Source organism: Pseudomonas sp. BN102 (genome assembly GCF_029871245.1).
GTDB lineage: Bacteria > Pseudomonadota > Gammaproteobacteria > Pseudomonadales > Pseudomonadaceae > Metapseudomonas.
In genome coordinates, this window is the sequence record NZ_SSON01000040.1 from 15,444 (window position 1) to 33,006 (window position 17,563).

14 protein-coding genes are annotated in these 17,563 nt (G+C 60.3%); 9 read left to right on the plus strand and 5 right to left on the minus strand.

Going from position 1 to position 17,563, the window contains the following annotated elements; translation table 11 throughout:
- Window positions 1-333 precede the first annotated feature (333 nt).
- Window positions 334-1,548 carry an epoxide hydrolase gene (locus E8F12_RS07650; RefSeq protein ID WP_280324732.1) on the plus strand — a complete coding sequence of 405 codons (1,215 nt, stop codon included), beginning with the start codon at window positions 334-336 and terminating at the stop codon, window positions 1,546-1,548.
- Window positions 1,549-1,566: 18 nt separating this feature from the next.
- On the opposite strand, the gene E8F12_RS07655 is transcribed toward E8F12_RS07650, so the two are convergent.
- Window positions 1,567-2,487: a LysR family transcriptional regulator gene (locus E8F12_RS07655; protein WP_280324651.1), complete on the minus strand. Its 921-nt coding sequence runs from the start codon at window positions 2,485-2,487 to the stop codon at window positions 1,567-1,569.
- Between the two features lie 111 nt (window positions 2,488-2,598).
- Here E8F12_RS07655 and E8F12_RS07660 point away from each other — a divergent pair, with 111 nt between their 5' ends.
- The 6 genes from E8F12_RS07660 to E8F12_RS07685 all read left to right on the plus strand — a co-directional run bounded on the left by E8F12_RS07660 (window position 2,599) and on the right by E8F12_RS07685 (window position 9,397).
- A complete protein-coding gene (locus tag E8F12_RS07660; RefSeq protein WP_280324652.1) occupies window positions 2,599-3,039 on the plus strand; it encodes a carboxymuconolactone decarboxylase family protein in 441 nt (146 codons plus the stop codon).
- Between the two features lie 5 nt (window positions 3,040-3,044).
- Window positions 3,045-3,464, plus strand: coding sequence for a cupin domain-containing protein (locus E8F12_RS07665; protein ID WP_280324653.1), 420 nt, complete (start codon window positions 3,045-3,047; stop codon window positions 3,462-3,464).
- 451 nt (window positions 3,465-3,915) lie between these two features.
- Window positions 3,916-5,091: an efflux RND transporter periplasmic adaptor subunit gene (locus E8F12_RS07670; RefSeq protein ID WP_280324654.1), complete on the plus strand. Its 1,176-nt coding sequence runs from the start codon at window positions 3,916-3,918 to the stop codon at window positions 5,089-5,091.
- 24 nt (window positions 5,092-5,115) lie between these two features.
- On the plus strand, window positions 5,116-8,283 hold the full coding sequence (locus E8F12_RS07675; RefSeq protein WP_280324655.1) for a multidrug efflux RND transporter permease subunit: 3,168 nt from the start codon (window positions 5,116-5,118) through the stop codon (window positions 8,281-8,283).
- Between the two features lie 231 nt (window positions 8,284-8,514).
- Complete coding sequence (locus E8F12_RS07680) at window positions 8,515-8,748, plus strand: hypothetical protein (protein WP_280324656.1); 234 nt, start codon at window positions 8,515-8,517, stop codon at window positions 8,746-8,748.
- Window positions 8,749-9,010: 262 nt separating this feature from the next.
- Window positions 9,011-9,397: a hypothetical protein gene (locus E8F12_RS07685; protein WP_280324657.1), complete on the plus strand. Its 387-nt coding sequence runs from the start codon at window positions 9,011-9,013 to the stop codon at window positions 9,395-9,397.
- 129 nt (window positions 9,398-9,526) lie between these two features.
- On the opposite strand, the gene E8F12_RS07690 is transcribed toward E8F12_RS07685, so the two are convergent.
- Window positions 9,527-10,258, minus strand: coding sequence for a hypothetical protein (locus E8F12_RS07690; RefSeq protein WP_280324658.1), 732 nt, complete (start codon window positions 10,256-10,258; stop codon window positions 9,527-9,529).
- Window positions 10,259-10,561: 303 nt separating this feature from the next.
- Here E8F12_RS07690 and E8F12_RS07695 point away from each other — a divergent pair, with 303 nt between their 5' ends.
- Window positions 10,562-11,071: a DUF417 family protein gene (locus tag E8F12_RS07695; RefSeq protein ID WP_280324659.1), complete on the plus strand. Its 510-nt coding sequence runs from the start codon at window positions 10,562-10,564 to the stop codon at window positions 11,069-11,071.
- A 160-nt stretch (window positions 11,072-11,231) separates the two neighbouring features.
- On the opposite strand, the gene E8F12_RS07700 is transcribed toward E8F12_RS07695, so the two are convergent.
- The gene (locus E8F12_RS07700; RefSeq protein WP_280324660.1) at window positions 11,232-12,077 is read right to left on the minus strand and encodes an AraC family transcriptional regulator; all 846 of its coding nucleotides are present in this window, start codon (window positions 12,075-12,077) and stop codon (window positions 11,232-11,234) included.
- A gap of 227 nt (window positions 12,078-12,304) precedes the next feature.
- Here E8F12_RS07700 and E8F12_RS07705 point away from each other — a divergent pair, with 227 nt between their 5' ends.
- A complete protein-coding gene (locus E8F12_RS07705) occupies window positions 12,305-13,354 on the plus strand; it encodes an alpha/beta hydrolase (RefSeq protein WP_280324661.1) in 1,050 nt (349 codons plus the stop codon).
- A gap of 341 nt (window positions 13,355-13,695) precedes the next feature.
- Here E8F12_RS07705 and E8F12_RS07710 read toward each other — a convergent pair whose 3' ends face one another.
- Both E8F12_RS07710 and E8F12_RS07715 read right to left on the minus strand, forming a co-directional pair.
- Window positions 13,696-14,142 (minus strand): cupin domain-containing protein, encoded by a 447-nt coding sequence (locus tag E8F12_RS07710; RefSeq protein ID WP_280324662.1) that lies wholly within the window; start codon window positions 14,140-14,142, stop codon window positions 13,696-13,698.
- Window positions 14,143-15,132: 990 nt separating this feature from the next.
- Window positions 15,133-17,553: a TonB-dependent receptor gene (locus E8F12_RS07715; protein WP_280324663.1), complete on the minus strand. Its 2,421-nt coding sequence runs from the start codon at window positions 17,551-17,553 to the stop codon at window positions 15,133-15,135.
- Between the last annotated feature and the right edge of the window lie 10 nt (window positions 17,554-17,563).

Below are 17,563 nucleotides of genomic sequence, written 5' to 3' on the forward strand. Positions count from 1 at the left end.
TCCGCACTGCGCGAGCTGCTCTTCCTGAAGGATTGGGGCCTGGGGTGACGGGCCATGCCACATGGGGAAACCCACATGGCGTTCCCCACCCCATCCACTAGAGTTCCAACAGGCCCTCGCTCATTCCGCCCACGGCGTTGGCAGCCGCAAGACGGCAGAACTCGCGGCTTCGCTGGTTGTGAGTGACAACCTTCCCTCGGCCACCTCGACTCTCCAAACAGGAGGAAGTGGACCATGGCCACCCAAGACTCGACCACATCTGCCGCCCTGTCCCGCCGGACCCTGATTCTGAAAAGCGCGGCATTGGCAGCGCTCACGGTGTTTCGCCCGGTAATGGCGGCTTCCCAATCCGATGCGGAGCCTCGCCTGGCAGCTGATGCCATCCGCCCCTTCCGCGCCCATGTTCCGCAAGCTGCGCTCATCGACCTCCGCCGCCGCCTTGCGGCAACCCGCTGGCCGGATCGGGAAACCGTCACTGACCGCTCCCAGGGGATGCAACTCGCCAAGCTTCAAGCACTGGTGCGTTACTGGGAGACGGGCTACGACTGGCGAAAGGCAGAAGCGAAACTCAATGCCTCACCTCAGTTCCTGACGAACATCGACGGCCTGGACATCCACTTCATCCACGTTCGCTCCCCTCATCCGAACGCAATGCCGCTCATCATGACCCACGGCTGGCCAGGGTCCGTCTTCGAGTTGCTGAAAGTCGTAGGTCCGCTGACCGATCCCACGGCGCACGGCGGGACCGCCGAGGACGCCTTCCATCTCGTACTGCCCTCCATTCCCGGCTTCGGCTTTTCGGATAAGCCCAAAAGCACCGGCTGGAACCCGGACCGCGTCGCCCGCGCCTGGGATACGCTCATGAAGCGCCTCGAATACACGCGCTACCTGTCACAGGGCGGCGACTGGGGCGCCATCATTTCCGATGCCATGGGACGCCAGGCTCCCCCTGGCCTGCTCGGCATCCACGTCAACAGGGTCGAACGCTCGACGACCATTCCGCCTGAGGTTGCCAAGGCCTTGAAATGCGGTGATCCCCCGCCGGCAAACCTCAGTGCGGAAGAGCGCGAGGTGTTTGAAGAGGCCCGAGCGTTCCTTGGCAAAGGCTTTGGATTCGCCTCGATCATGGGAACGCGTCCGCAAACCATTGGGTACAGCCTTGCCGACTCGCCAGCGGGACTGGCGGCCTGGTTCTACGACAAGTTCGGCGATTGGGTATTCACACGCGGCGAACCGGAGCGCGCCTTCACGCGAGACGAGATGCTCGACAACATCTCGCTGTACTGGTTGACGAACACCGGGACCTCAAGCGCACGGATCTACTGGGAGACCCTCGCCAGCAGCCCCAACATGGCCGGAATCTCGATCCCCGCCGCAGTGACGATATTTCCCGGGGAGGTCTACAAACCGCCAAAGAGTTGGGCTGCCCGGGCCTACCAGAACCTTGTGTATTACAAGCGCGTGGACAAGGGCGGACACTTCGCGGCCTGGGAAGAGCCGGACCTGTTCAGCGCCGAGGTACGCGCCGCATTCCGCTCTATGCGCTGAGCGCACCACCTGCCCGAACTAGCGCTTCGTCGTCCAGAGCGGATGGCTGGCCATCAGCTCCGTACCCCACTCAGCGAAGGCCCGCACCCTTGCGGACAGATGCCGCGTGTGGGGATATACGAGGCTGATCGGCATGCTTCGCAGCTCCCAGCCTGGCAGCACCTCGAGCAGCGCCCCCGTCGCGAAATGCGGACTTGCCTCCGCACGCGGAACCGAGACGATACCAAGGCCCGCCAACCCGGCTGTGATGTAAGCGCTGCCACTGTTGAAGCGCATCGCCGGCAGTTGCTCGATCGTAAAGCTGTCATCGCCTCGATTAAGTACCGGGGTCAGCTGCTTGCCTGAGGCGGGAAATGTGAAACCGAGATAACGGTGGTGCAGCAAGTCGTCGGGCTTCTGTATCGGCGTAGACCCCAGCAGATAGCCGGGCGACGCGCATAGGCAAAAACGCATCAGCCCCACCGGGCGACACACCAGATCCTGGTCAGTGACCACTCCGCCTCGAAAGGCACAGTCAATGCCTTCCTGCACGAGGTCGACCACGCGTTCGCTGCAGCCGATATCCAGTTGAATCTGTGGATGTCGCGCGGTGAATTCCGGTAGCGCCGGAATGACGAGGCAGGTAGCAACCCCCGTAGGCATCTCAACCCTCACCCGGCCACGTGCCACGCTGCGGCTCTGTGCAACCGAAGCCTCCAGCTCGTCGAGATCATCCAGTACCGAACGCGCGCGTTCGTAGTAGGCGGCGCCATCGGTGGTCGGCGAAACCCTCCTGGTGGTCCTGTGCAACAGCTTCACGCCCAGCAGCGACTCAAGTCCCTGAACCTGCCCGGAAACCGTCGTTTTCGCCACCTTCAGCGCCTCAGCGGCGCCGGTGAAGCTTCCCACTTCAACGATGCGACAGAACGCGCGCATCGCCTCTAGTCGATCGAAAGCCATGATTGTCCGAATTCCCGCTCAATGAAAACGGTGACAGCCAGTTTATCCGTAAAACAACACTCAATAAAGTCGCTCCAACGCCGAAATCCCTCGGTCAGATGGAGAACGAAAATGAATTCGAAACGCCTCAATTACTACCAGGCCGCCCCCCAAGCCATGAAAGCCATGCTGGGCCTCGAGAAAGCCGCTTCCGAATCGATACTTCCCGGCTCGCTGCGTGAACTCGTGCGAATCCGGGCTTCGCAGATCAACGGCTGCGCGTACTGCATCGACATGCACACCACTGACGCGACCAAGGCGGGCGAGAGTGTTCGCCGCCTGATGGCCGTGAGTGCATGGAAGGAAACACCCTTCTTCGACGAGCGCGAACGCGCCGCCCTGCTTTGGACCGAGACGCTGACGCTGGTCGCAGCCAATCACGCGCCGGACGAGATCTACGAAGAAGTGGCCGCCGTCTTCAATGACCAGGAGCTGGCCGAACTGACCTTCGTCATCGCTGCAATCAATGCCTGGAACCGTTTTGGCGTTGGTTTTGGCATGCAGCCGGAGTGAGCGCCATGAACCTGTTCGCCAAAACAATCGGTCTTGCAGTCGCGGGATTGCTCAGTTCAGTTGCCCTGGCTCACGGAGGCGGTGCCGGAGACGAGGTCGTCACTCCCGTCGCGCAAACCACGCTGCCGCCGCAGGTATTCAAGAGCGCCACTGCACTTCGCGTCGATTTCGCCCCCGGCGCCACTTCGACGGCTCATCGACACCCGGGACACGTGTTCGTCGTGGTGCTTGGCGGAGAAGTCGAATCAGCACTCGACGGCCAGCCTCCGCAGCGCTTCAAGGCCGGTGAAGCCTGGTACGAGAGCCCGGGGCAATTGCACCGCGTGACCCGCAACGCAAGCGACGCCGAGCCGGCTTCACTGGTCGCCTGGTTACTGTCCGACGGCAAGGAGGCACTGGTCCAGCCCGTCGAACTGAAGAAGTAACGCCGGCTCACGGGCAACACTGCGCCGCAAGTGTGGGCGACATATCAAGTTGCGCACCCCCCCACAAGTCAATCGAACTTCATTCGAGAGTGGCAAATACCCAAGAAGGATTGCCACTTGATCAACATGCCTCCGGAGATTTTCATGAAGACGCTAAAAATTATGTTCCTCTGCGCAGTAGTTGGAATAGCAGCACCTGTTTTTGCAGAGGGCGGCAGTGACCGGCTGGTTGAACGAATCGACTCTCGCCACGCCGGCACGATTAGCAATTAAGCATCCTGCAACTCACTCGTCTTGAAGACTCTCAAGCGACCTGGAGAACTCCAGCGCCACGGATGGCGCCCCAACTTCCAAAGTACTTCGTCAGACATCCTTGATCGCAGCCTGATGAGCACGATTTAGTCCGTAACCATCCCGCACCCCGCAACAAAGAGGCGGACGGAGAACTATCTTGAACACTCTCTCCCAATATAAAAGAATCTCAACTCGGGAAATCCGTTCGTTGGCCTGCAATAAAATCCCGGCCTTCGCGCTACTTGCGACCATGTCTCTGGTGCTCAGCGCCTGCAAGGAAGGTGCGGCCGATACCGCTGTGCCAGCCGCGGCACCCACCGTCGATGTCGCACGAGTCGTGCACAAGGAAACCCTGCAATGGAACGAGTTCAATGGGCGGATCGCGGCAACTGACGCCGTTGAAATTCGTCCGCGGGTAAGCGGCTACATACGTCAGATCGCTTTCGAAGAAGGAAGCGAAGTCAAGCGCGGCGACTTGCTGTTCGAGATAGATCCGCGCCCGTTCGAGGCCGAACTCAATAGCGCCCTGGCCCGCCTGGAGAACGCCGAGGCGGCGTTTACGCTGGCCAAGGCCCAGGACCAGCGCGCGCAACGGCTGTTACCGACAAGCGCCATCTCCAAGGACCTTGCCGACACCAAACGTACGGCCCTGCTGCAAAGCGAAGCGGCGGTCAGGGAAGCGAAGGCCGCTGTTGCGGTTGCGAAGCTGAATGTCGAGTTCACCAAGGTCCGTGCCCCGATCGATGGCAAGGTCAGCAACGCGCAGCTGACGCTCGGCAACCTTGCCGTTGCAGACCAGTCGGTGCTGACCAAGGTCGTTTCGATCAACCCCATCTACGTCTACTTCGATCCGGATGAAAGAAGCTTCCTGAACTACGCACAAGTGAGTCAGGACTCCGACAACACCGAACTTCATGTCCGCGTAGGCCTGGCAAACGAAGAAGGATTCCCACACTCCGGTACGGCGGATTTCCTGGACAACGTCCTCGATCCCCAGACGGGAACCATTCGTGTACGGGCCACTCTCGATAACTCGCATCGCAAATTTACGCCGGGGCTCTTTGCACGGGTGCAATTGGCCAATATCGAGAAGACCGATGCCATCCTGGTCAACGACAAGGCGATCCTGACCGATCAAAACAAGAAATACGTCTATGTGCTGACAGAAGAAAACAAGGTCAGTCGCAAGGACATCATTCTTGGAGGGCTTACCGACGAAGGACTTCGCATAGTCGCAAAAGGACTTACGAAGGAGGACCGCGTCGTGGTCAATGGCTTGCATAGGGTACCGCCTTCTGGCGCAGCTGTTACTCCAGTTGAAGTCACCATGTAAGCCATAGAAAGAACGGTGAGCCAAATGAACTTCTCGAAGATATTCATTGAAAAGCCCATATACGCGATCGTCCTGTCCCTGGTGATCTTCGCACTTGGTCTGGTATCCATTCCGCTGCTGCCCGTTGGCGAGTACCCGGAAGTGGTGCCGCCGAGTGTTGTCGTACGCGCCGTCTATTCCGGCGCCAACCCGAAGGAAATTGCAGAAACCGTGGCAACTCCGCTGGAAGAGGCCATCAACGGGGTGGAAGGGGTCATGTACATGAAGTCCGTTTCGGGCTCGGATGGCTCGCTGCAGATCATTGTCACCTTCCAGCCCTCGGTGGACCCTGACACCGCCGCGGTAAGAGTCCAGAACCGCGTCAGCCAGGCGCTGAGCCGTCTGCCGGAGGAAGTGCGCCAATATGGCGTGACTACCCAGAAGAAGTCGCCCACGCCGTTGATGTACGTGAGCTTGTACTCCGAAGACCCGAAATACGACTCCCTGTATCTCAGGAACTACCTCACCCTGAACGTCAAGGATGAACTCTCGAGACTCCAGGGTATCGGTGATGTCGGGTTGTACGGTGCGGGCGACTATGCCATGCGGGTATGGCTGGACCCGGACAAACTCGCATCGCGCGGACTCACTGTGGCCGATGTGACGAACGCGATCAGGGAGCAGAACGCACAGGCATCGGCGGGTCAGCTTGGCGCAGAACCTTCGCCCAAATCGACCGAATTCCTGATTCCCATCAGCGTGCGGGGTCGCCTGAAAACCGAAGACGAATTCAAGGAAATCGTCCTCAAAGTCGGTGAGCAAGGCCAGGTCGTGACGCTTGCAGACGTGGCCAGAGTAGAGCTTGGTTCTGGCGACTACTCGATGCGGGTCCAGAAGAACGGACAACACGCCACCACCATCGGCGTCTTCCTGTCGCCGGGCGCCAATGCCCTGGATGTCGCCGATGCGGTCTATAAGAAACTCGACAAGCTGTCCGTGGATTTCCCGGAGGGCGTCAAGTACCAGGCCGTATGGGACCCCACCACATTCGTGCGGGACTCGATCAGCTCGGTAAAGGCCACCTTGATCGAAGCCATTGTCCTGGTCATCTTGGTCGTCATCCTCTTCCTGCAAACCTGGCGGGCGTCGCTCATTCCACTAGCGGCGGTACCCGTGTCCGTCGTGGGCACCTTCGCCTTCCTGCTGCTGCTCGGTTACTCCCTCAACACACTGACCCTCTTCGGGCTGGCGCTGGCGATTGGCATCGTGGTCGATGACGCGATTGTGGTGGTCGAAAACGTTGAACGATACATAGCTGAAGGACTGACTCCGAAAGCCGCCGCGCACAAGGCCATGCAGGAGGTCTCCGGCCCGATCATCGCGATCGCGCTCGTTCTGTGTGCCGTCTTCGTACCCATGGCATTCCTCTCGGGGATCACGGGCGAGTTCTACAAACAGTTCGCCGTGACCATCGCGATTTCCACTGTCATTTCCGCGATCAACTCGCTCACCCTTTCACCGGCGCTGGCCGCCAGGCTGCTGGTACCCCACTCCGCGCCAAAGGACAGGTTCGAAAGACTGCTCGCCCGCTGCTTCGGCTGGCTGTTCACGCCGTTCAATCGCTTCTTCCTGAAGAGCTCCCAAGGCTATGGATCCTCGGTGAGCAAGTCGCTCGGGCGCCGTGGCGTGTTTCTGTCGTTCTACCTGGTCCTGCTGGGGGGTACCGCGTTCCTGTTCAACCAGGTCCCGGCCGGCTTCATTCCCACTCAGGACAAGCTCTATCTGTTCAGCGGCGCCCAGCTCCCGGGTGGGGCTTCTCTTTCCAGAACTGCGGAAGTAGCGCGACAAATGAGCGATGCCGCACGCTCTATCGAAGGCGTCGAGCTGGTGTCCGACTACATCGGTCTCAACGCCCTGCAGTCGGTGAACACCCCGAACGTCTCCGCTTCCTATATCGTTCTGAAGCCGTTCTCCGAGCGAACCCGAAGCGCAGCGGAAATCAATGCGGAGTTGAACGAGAAGTTCTCGCAGATCAAGGGGGGCTATACCTACGCCTTGATGCCACCGCCAATTCAGGGATTGGGCAACGGTTCAGGCTACTCCCTGTATCTGAAGGACCGTGCGGGGCTCGGGTTTCCCGCCCTCAATGACGCCTTGACCAAACTCCAGGCCGAGATTGCCGCAACACCGGGGATGTTCTATCCGGTGACGTCCTACCAGGCCAATATCCCGCAGCTCGAAGTGGTCGTGGACCGGGTCAAGGCCAAGGTCCAGGGTGTTTCCGTGAAGGAGATATTCGAGACCCTGCAGACCTATCTCGGCGCGGTGTACGTCAACGACTTCAACAAGTTCGGTCGTGTGTATCGCGTCATGGTCCAGGCGGATGCCGCCTATCGGCAGAAGGTAAGCGACATCGAGAACCTGCGTGTACGGAACAGCAGCGGAGCAATGGTGCCCATTTCCTCGGTGGTACGCGTTGAACAAAGCTTCGGGCCGGACCCGGTCATCCGCTACAACGGGTATCCAGCCGCCGATCTCATCGGCGGAACGGATCCGCAGGCTCTGTCGTCTTCCCAGGCGATCGAGAAGATCTCCGAGATCGCCGCGAAGGTATTGCCGCCGGGAATCGAACTGGAATGGACCGATCTCAGCTATCAGGAGGTCACCCAGAGCAACTCGGCGATCATCGTCTTCCCGGTCGCGATCCTGTTGGTTTTCCTGACCCTGGCGGTGCTGTACGAAAGCTGGATATTGCCGTTCTCGGTGATCCTGATCGTCCCGGCCTCGATCTTCTCCGCACTGGTCGGTGTCTGGCTGGCCGGCGGCGACAACAATATCTTCGTACAGGTGGGTATCGTTGTGCTGATGGGGCTTGCCTGCAAGAACGCCATTCTGATCGTGGAGTTTGCGCGCGAACTGGAGATGCAGGGGCGGGAAACCCTCGAGGCTACCATCGAGGCATGCCGCCTGCGTCTGCGCCCCATCATTATGACCTCCATCGCGTTCATCGCCGGGTCCGTGCCGCTGTTGCTGGGCCAGGGCGCAGGCGCCGAGATTCGGTTGGCCACCGGCGTGACGGTTTTCGCCGGCATGCTGGGTGTCACGCTATTCGGACTCTTCCTGACGCCAGTCTTCTACGTCGCAATGCGGAAACTGTCAGGAGAGTCACTCGCTCGGACGCAAGAAGAGCGCCTGCTGCCTGACGCGATCTAACCCCCATTCGCATCGGTAATGACATCGAACGCCAGCAACACCTTCGGATATCCAGGGGTGTTGCTGGCTGACGACCAGCGGCCTATCGATCCAGGAGAAAATGCTTGTCCGACAAAACTACGACAGATATAGTCGTAGTTAGTCGGCACAGCTTGGAGCAGGACTTCCAGCGCGCCATAGCGTCAAGGTGACGCACAGGCCTCGAGCAACCCCAGTACCAAGGTGACCCATATGAACCTTCCCGTCCTGATCGCTACCCGCCCCTTGTCAGAGCCGTGCATGGAACGCCACCTGGCTCAGTGGCTGCCGGAAGCGAAGTGGAGACTGACTCGGCAAACGGAAGATGGTCGGCTCTGGCTGCTGAGGCTGTCGGCGGACCCATGCAGCGAATTGGTTCAGGAGATGTTTGAAGCGGTAATGCGGAGCGATTGGTTGCTAGGAATGGACTTCTCCCACCAGGACTGAGCAACTCTGGCGGGGATGGCCAATATCACTCGCCAATAGATATATTCACTTATAAGAATCCCACCCTATATCGCGCAGAGATTTATCGCTTGCAGTTCATCTGCAACTTGGTGGGCAACTGACGATGAAAAGCTCGGATGTTAATCCCGCTTAACAGTTCCGATGTCGCTACCACATCAAACCACCTTGCACTATCGTTACTGGAGCAACGAATCAGCTCCACTCCGAATACCCCAAAGCCTTTCTGCTTGGAGTAAAAGTCATGAACAATACGACACTTGGCAAACTCTCCAAAACGATTGTAACCGGGAAAGTCTCGTTTCTTTCCGTCCTATTACTGGCCACTGGCTGCGCATATAACCCCGACATAAGACAAAGTCACGACAACACGTCCGGCTTTACCACTCGGGAAAACGCTGACTACGTGGCCTGTGTAAAGGATGAAGTCAAGGCAGATACAGAGACTTTCACCGAAGAGGAAAATGGTAAAACCCGTCTTTTTATCGGCAGCGCTGATCCCAATACAGCATCAGGGCTTGTCGAGTTTTCCAGTTCTGAAGGCGAAAACCATTACTCCGTCTACCAGCGAAATGCCTGGCAAGACAAAGGCCGGTTGATCAACACGGCGCTTGCATGTTCCAGGGCCTGAAATCCTCGATCCTGCAGGGTCCGTAGTCACCAAGGCCTCTTGGGGCCAGGCCTTGCTCGAAACCAGGGCGACTTGCCAGGAGCGGGTAGGTTGCCCCGGTTTCCTCTATAGCGATGAAGACAGCTTCGGTCATGAGTAGCGAAGGTCACTGATATCGATACTGACCAGCAGTTGCGCCTCGATCGCACGGTTATTCGCGTCACGGCGATAGGCCCTCCGCTTGCTGGGCATACGGAGTCCCTCGGCTTCGACATAGTCGTGAACGTATTGGGCAGCGGGCAATCGGCCACTTACGTCGACGTTGTAGTCGTGCCGGCGCAGCAGAAAATCTTCACCGAAATAGAAGTCCTGTACCGGACAGTGGGTGGCCACATCCTCCGGAAAGTGCACCCGCAAACGGCGCCAATGCTGGTCGCCCTCCTCCCAAGGGTCCACCTCTTCAGCCTTTACGCCCGGCAGGGTGAACAGAAATGGCATGGTCAGGTACGACCACAGCGCGTAACCGTTGAAGTAGGCCCGGTGAAGGGGATCCCAGGGCGTCCCTTCCTCGTGGTTACCGAAAGACGCCCGCGGTTCCGACCGCTCCATCACCACTTGCCCATCGGTGGTTTCGATTGCAATTCGGTCGGGCGTGTACGCCGTACGCTGGTTCGGGGCGCCGAAGGGCATGACCGACGCTCTCTGCTCATGCAGCCAGACGGTCATCAGACGTGGGTTGCTGTCCTGGGTGAGTCCCTTCATGCCCCAGAGCAAGCCACCCGTCACAATGCTGGCAGTCACGGTGCTGAACCTGTTCCAGCGCTCCAGTCCGCCGTGGGCTATCAATACCCGCTCCAGCAGATCGCAGTTCTGTTCGTTCATGGGGCAATCCTCCTGGTTTCCTGGTCGACCGGTGACCACTTCTGGAAAGCGAAGCCCAGAGACATCCGCAGCGCCAATAGATCGTCCGCCTGAGTGCCGGTGGGTTTAGACGATCTGCATTGAACTCTGTACGTTCTGAACCCAAGAGTTTCAAGTCAGCGGCAACAATATCTCCACACCCAACGCATACCGCGAGGGTTCTCAGGAGATTCGCATCAGCCTTTCGAATACTTTCCGAATCACCTGATCCACTGGTCGCAACTCCACCAATTAATCTTTAGCCAAACCACAGGTATCCTGACAATGAAAGCCTTGAATATTGACAGCCACGCCATTACCAGTTCATCGAACAGATTGTCGCTCGGGGTTAAAACGATGGCACTTGGTACTTACGGTGCTTATTTTGCTCTCGCAATCATCTACTTCTGGTTCGGTGGCATGAAGTTTACGCACTATGAGGCACAGGGACTGGTTCCACTTGTAAGCAACAGCCCGCTACTGGGATGGGTTTATGAGATCTTCAGCGTGGATATTTTCTCCAGCCTGCTCGGAGTTCTGGAGGTCTCGATCGGTGCTCTTATTGCAGGCCGCCTGCTCTCACCAAAGCTCTCATTGATTGGTGGAGTTCTGTCTGCCGGACTCTTCTTCACTACGCTGAGCTTCATGTTCTCGACACCAGGCGTGATCGAGCCCGGCCTCGGCTTCCCGGCCATTACGGTTGCTCCGGGCCAATTCCTCCTCAAGGACATCGGGCTGCTGGCCGCTTCCATATTCGTGGCGGGTCATTCTTTGACCGAGTTGGAAAACCACTGAACTGAAAATCTTCCCCCAGGAATGGCCTGAAGCACTCCGATGTTTCAGGCCATTTCCCTTTCTGCAGCTCAAAATCCGCTAACCGCAGCAACATGGCAATCAGCAGCATCGGCAAGCGGGCGCTGATGAGCCGAGCACCGACATGCTGTCGCGATCCAGGCTAATGGGCGATTTCCGTCCCCTCCCCTGCCACGGATTTCATCCAGTCCCGTGGGCTGCATCCCGTCTTGCGGCGAAACGCACGAGCAAGAGCCGAGGGGCTTTCATAACCGACCTCGTCGGCGATCAGCGTAATCGGCCGCCCTTCACGCAGGCGCTTCTGCGCCAGGCTGATCCGCCAACTCAGAAGATAATCCGCAGGTGTCTGCCCTACGACGGCTCGGAAATGCGCGGCATAGGCGGCGCGCGACATGTTCGACTCGCTCGCCAGTTCTGCGACTGACCAGGCAACGTGCGGTGCGTTGTGTATCTGAACCAGAGAGCGCGCCAGCCGGGAATCGGCCAGTCCGGCCATCATTCCCGTGCTCAACCCATGGTGGTCGAGTAGATGCCGGAGCAGCAGGATGATCAATAACTCGAACAACCGATCGAGCACTGCCTCCCGGCCGCAATGTCCTGCCGCCGCTTCGACGAACAGCCATCTGAGCGTATCGGCCAGCAACGGCAGTTCATCCAGGGGCAGCACCAGGAGATCGGGTAATGAAGCGGACAATGGGTTACCGACACCACCATCGAACGTCATCGATGCGCACAGTAGTTGGGCCCCCTCGGGCTCGCCTGGGATCAGTAGATGCCGGCTCGGGCGTGGAAGAAAAATCAGACTGGGCCGGGTAAGCAGGAAATCGCTCCCATTGGAGTCCTGCAAAGTGAGGCGACCTGCCTGCAGCAGGTGAATATGACCGCGCTGATCGGCGCCATCGTATGACGCCATGCCGCAAAGCTTGCCACTGTGAAACAGGCTTGCGCGGACGCCGAACTGTGACAACAAGGTAGACAGGCGGTCCATAGGTCAACTCATGGCAAGAGGTAGACGATCCGCATCATATCACCGGCTGTTTGCGATCGAATTCCACTCATTCCCTTAATCTTGCCCCAGACCCTCCTGCACTGTTTCCCTCCCGCGCCCTACGACCCTTGCACGACGCACTAGAATCAGACCGACGAAGATCTGCACGCGCTCTTCAGGCTGTGGCCGTGTGAGTGTCACTGTTTGAATCCAGGCGGAGACATCAAATGTCACAAGAATTCGACTTCGAGCGGCGCCGTTTTCTGGCCGCTGCGCTGGTGACCCTCGCGTCCGCGGAACTCGTCATCGGTTCCGCGCAAGCCCAAGCCAGCGAGACGAATTCGCCAACGGTGCCGGCGGTCAAGGCGGGGACCAACACCTCCTTCGCTCCCCTCAAGCAAATCGATGCCGGCGTCCTGAATGTCGCCTACGCGGAAGCCGGTCCGGCCGATGGCCGCGTCGTGATTCTCCTCCACGGCTGGCCCTACGACATTCACAGTTTCGTCGATGTCGTGCCGATGTTGGCGGCGAAGGGTTACAGGGTGATCGTCCCTTATCTCCGCGGCTATGGCGAAACGCGTTTCCTGTCAGGCGAAACCATGCGCAACGGCCAACCGTCGGCCATTGCCAGCGATATCGTCGCCTTCATGGATGCACTCAAGATCGACCAGGCGGTTCTCGGCGGGTTCGATTGGGGCGCACGCACGGCCAACATCATCGCGGCGCTCTGGCCGCAACGCTGCAAGGCGCTGGTGTCTGTGAGCGGGTACCTGATCGGCAGCCAAGAAGCCGGCAGGATGCCGTTGCCGCCGAAGAATGAGCTGCAGTGGTGGTACCAGTTCTATTTCGCCACCGAGCGCGGCCGTGCGGGGTATGACAGGTACCACCGCGACTTTGCGAAGCTGATCTGGCAGAACACCTCGCCGCAATGGAAATTCGACGACGCCACGTTCGAGCGCAGCGCGGCGGCCTTCGACAATCCGGATCACGTCGCCATAGTCGTCCATAACTACCGCTGGCGGCTCGGACTGGCAGAAGGCGAATCGAAGTTCGATGAGCTGGAAAAGCGGCTTGCCGGGTTTCCCGTGATCACCGTGCCGACGATTACCCTGCAAGGCGACGCCGACGGTGCGCCGCATCCGGATCCCAGCGCTTATGCGAAGAAATTCTCGGGAAAATATTCGCACCGGCCTGTCGAGGGTGGCATCGGGCACAATCTCCCGCAGGAAGCACCACAGGCGTTTGCGCAGGCGGTCGTGGACGTCGACAAATACTGACCGTGACCTCTGCGAACCTGGAAAGAAGGCTCAAGCAGAGAGGATTCGCCTGCGTTACGGGCAGCGTTGGTCAAGATAGGAATAAACATCCACGTTCGTAGAACGTGGACTTGCTCTTGCCCCACCGTAGGGTGCGCCATGCACACCGATCGCGGGATCAACCCCTGCACACCGCTCAACCCTTGGTGCGCACGGCGCACCCTACCTGGTCAACTCCGTCGCTCTATTCAGTGAGCCTGAACAGGTCGTCAGGCATTCGGTCGTATCGCCCCTCTGCACGGGGGCGCGCTTGCAGCCAGCCTGGTGCGGGAAATACCCACCAGGCCGGCGGCAGGCTTCGCTTACTTCTCCAGTTTCAACAGCGGCTCGCCCTTCCTCACGATGTAGGTCGCCAGCTCCGACGCCTTGGTCTCGCCGTGGTTCGTCGCGACATGCGGCGTGCCTGCGGGGATGTACAAGGACTCGCCAGCCTTGAGCGTGACGGGCGGCTGCCCCTCGAGTTGATACTCGAACGTACCCTCGAGGACGTAGGCGACCTCTACCCCGGGATGAGAATGCTTGGGGGACGACACGCCCGGCGCAATATCGACGCGGGCCTGGATGACTTCATGCCCGGGGACGTCGAGGTCCTCGCTTACCAGATCAGTACGCTGGATACCTTTCTTCCAGCTTTCGTTCGAATGCGACTCATGGCCCGCCTCGGCATGAGGTTTCACCTCTTGGGCTTGAGCAAGGCCCGCGAACGCGGCGAATACCGCAGAAGCGGCAAGGAGATGGGTGTATCGCATGGTTATGGCCTCTGAAAGAAGGAGGTGGTGGAGGCCTTAGGGTATTTGAGGCTGGTGCTGGCGATATGTCGGAAGGGGTGGAGTTTCGAAAGCGCGTATGTGCGGCACCGGGCTGGACACATGAACATACAGAAGGGCAGACCGAATGATGCCCTGCGTTTCGCGCGAGTGTGGAGAGAGGGACTGGCAACGGCCAATGCAGAAGCTGGAACTCGTTGAAAACCTCCTGCAGTCGTCAGAGGTTCCGCTGTTCGCTGTTTCGCACTCGCTACTCAGTATTTGATATCCCGGGCCCTCTCCCGCCCTTGCTGTTTGGTCTGCCGCTTATCCTGCCGGCATTGGGGATTGCTTTGCTGGTCGGCCGCGCGGCATTCCTGCTTTATCTGGCGTGAATCCTGACGCGTTTCCTGCCGGACCTCCCGCGCGGCACGTCGTTGCTGGCCTTGCTCTGTAGCCCAGGACGCTCCTGCCCACGCCACCAGGAACGTCGCTGCCAACACTGCAGTAAACGGACGATTTGGCATTACATGATCTCCTGCGACCAAGGTACCGCGTGTGTTCAGTACAGCTTATTCCTTTCACTCGCAGCGCAGTCGCAAATCGGAACTCCGGTGCAAGCGAACACCTGTCACGCTGGGTATTTCTTCGCTGGCTCCACGGAGTCCCCGTTTCGTACCTGGCGCTGCGCTGCCGCAAATTGGGAAATGCAGGCTCCAAGGTGCGGCGTACGATCTCTCTGAGTCGAAATCAGCCGATCAATCACGTCCGCTCTGGGACCTGAAAAAATCAGCACCTTTGCCGTTCCGTAAAGGAGCGCCGAGTAGGTTGGTGCTGAGCGAAGCGAAGCCCAACAAGAGGGCGCTTGCGCCGCCCAGAACCACACAGGGTAGGACCTCGCAGGCTCGAACCTGCGCGTCCCCCGTGCCTTCACCGTCGCAGACAGCGCCACGGAAGTACCTCAGGTGCGGGCGACAGGCTCATCCCTCGCGCTCAGAACCCCAAGGTCGCCGACACCAGCCAGGTGCGCGGGCTGCCGAGCGTCAGGCCCGGCGCGGTATCGGCCGGCACGTTGGCCGAGGCCCAGTACATCTTGTCCAGTACGTTCTCCACGCTGGCGCGCAAGGTGATGTCGGTCTCCCCCAGTTCGAAGGCATAGCGCGCGCCCAGGTCGTAACGCTGCCAGGCGTCGATCTTCTGCCGGTTGGCCGGGTCCAGGTACTGCGAACCGGTATGGATGCCACGCGCGGTCAGGGTGAGGCCGGACACCTGGGGAATGTCCCACTCCACGCCGAGATTGGCGTTGACTATGGGCGCCCCGGTGCCTCGATTGCCATCGAAGCGGCCCTCGCTGGTCCGGGTCAGTTCGCTGTCCAGCAGCATGGCCCCGCCCAGCAGGCGAACGCCATCCAGAGGCTCGCCGAAGAGGTTCAGCTCCACGCCCTGATTGCGCTGCTCGCCATCGGGCTCGAAGTTGTTGTCCTGGTCGAGGATGTAGGTGGGACGCTCGATGCGGAACAGGCTCAAGGTGGCGGCGAAATGGCCCAGGTCATACTTGGCGCCCATCTCGATCTGCTTAGTGCGATACGGCGCGAACACCTCGTTCTGGTTGTTCGCCGTGCTGGGCGCTGTCTCGCCCTGTGTCAGCCCTTCCATGTAGTTGAGGTAGAGCGATACCCGTTCGCTGGCACGCACCACCAGGCCCATGGCCGGCGAAGTCGCCCGCTCGTCGTAATGCTGGTCGGCCGTGCCCGGGGCTGAGCTGTCCACCTCGACCCGCTGCAGTCGCGCGCCCAGGGTGAGTAGCACCAGGTCATCGCTGAAGCTGAGGGTATCGGCCAGCGCCAGGCTGGAGAGGACGGTCTCGGTGTGGGTCAGCACGTCCAACCGGGTCGGCCGGCCGGGTACCGGCAGATCCACCGGTTCGAACAGGTTGCTGGTGCCATTGGCGAAGCGCGCACCTCTGTTGTCGAACTCCATGTCGAAGCGGTTCAGGCTGAGGTTCAGGGTGTGCCCCACGGCGCCGGTGGAGAACCAGCTGCGCGCCCCGGTCGTCCAGGTCAGGACGTCTTCGTCCCGCTGGAAGGTCCGTGGGCTGACGGTGAAACGACCGCTATCGCTCACGACCTGTACCGCGTGCCGGAGGAAGTCGTACTCGCCGTCACGCTTGCCGGCCGCGGCGTAGACCATCAGCGACTCGTTCAGGTCCAGTTCGCCGCGCAAGGCGCCGAATCGGTCCTTGGCGTTGGCGTATGTCCAGGGCTGCGCGAAGTTGTGGTGGATGTCCTCGGCATCGGGCACCGCGACACCCTCGTTCAGCCCTACCCGCTCCATCGGCGCGTCCATGTCGCGTTCCTGATTGCCGAGGTCCAGAGACAGGCGGGTGCGTTCACCACGCAGGTCCAGCCCGAGCACGGCGGACTCCCGCTCCAGCCGTTGGTCGTCCCAGTCCGCGTCGCCGGACTGGCGGGCGCCGTTGAAGCGCAGGCCGAAGCGCTGGTCCTCGCCGAAGCGCCGGCCGATGTCCACATGCCCGCCCGCCTGGCTGTCCGAGACGAAGCTGCCGGTGACTTCGGTCAGCGGCTGGTCGCCGGCGCGCTTGGGCTCGACGTTGATGCTGCCGCCAACGCTGCCATTGGGCGCGATGCCGCCGAGCAGCGCGCCCGGCCCCTTGAGGACATCCACCCGCTCGACCATTTCCATGTCGATGGAATAGGTCGGCAAAACGCCATAGAGGCCACCAAAGGACACATCGCTGTTGTAGAGGCTGAAACCACGCACGGAGAACTGCTCGAAACGGCCGCCGGCGGGGTTGGTATTGCGCACGGACGGGTCGTTGGCCACCACGTCGGCCAGGGTCCGCGCCTGCTGGTTCTTGATCAGTTCACTGGTGTAGGTGGTGACATTGAACGGGGTATCCATGAAGTCCCCGTCACCCAGCAGGCCGAGGCTGCTTCGGCGCGCCACCTGGCCGCCGACATAAGCGTCGCTGCCCAGGCCCATGCCACTGCCGACGATGGCTATCTGCGGCAGCTGGGTCAGGTTGCTGCCCTGGTCGGGTTGCAGCTCCAGGGTATAGGCGCCCGCCCCGGCCGCACGCAAGCCCAGGCCACTGCCCTGCAGCAACCGGGCGAAGCCTTCTTCCACCCCATACTCGCCCTGAAGCCCTGCGCTGCTGCGCCCGGCCACCAGCACCGGGTCCAGCGACAGGCTGATGCCCGCCTGGCCGGCGAAACGGGTCAAGGCGCTGGCCAGGCTGCCGGCGGGCACCTGGAAATTGCGCCGGTCACCCTCCTCGCCCCAGGCGACGTTGCCGAGACTGGGACCGGCGCCCAGGACCAGCAACAAGCCGGCGCGCATCAGCGGGCCTCGCAGAGCAATGGAGACGGGAAGCAAACGGGGAGCGGAGGACATCGAACTCTCT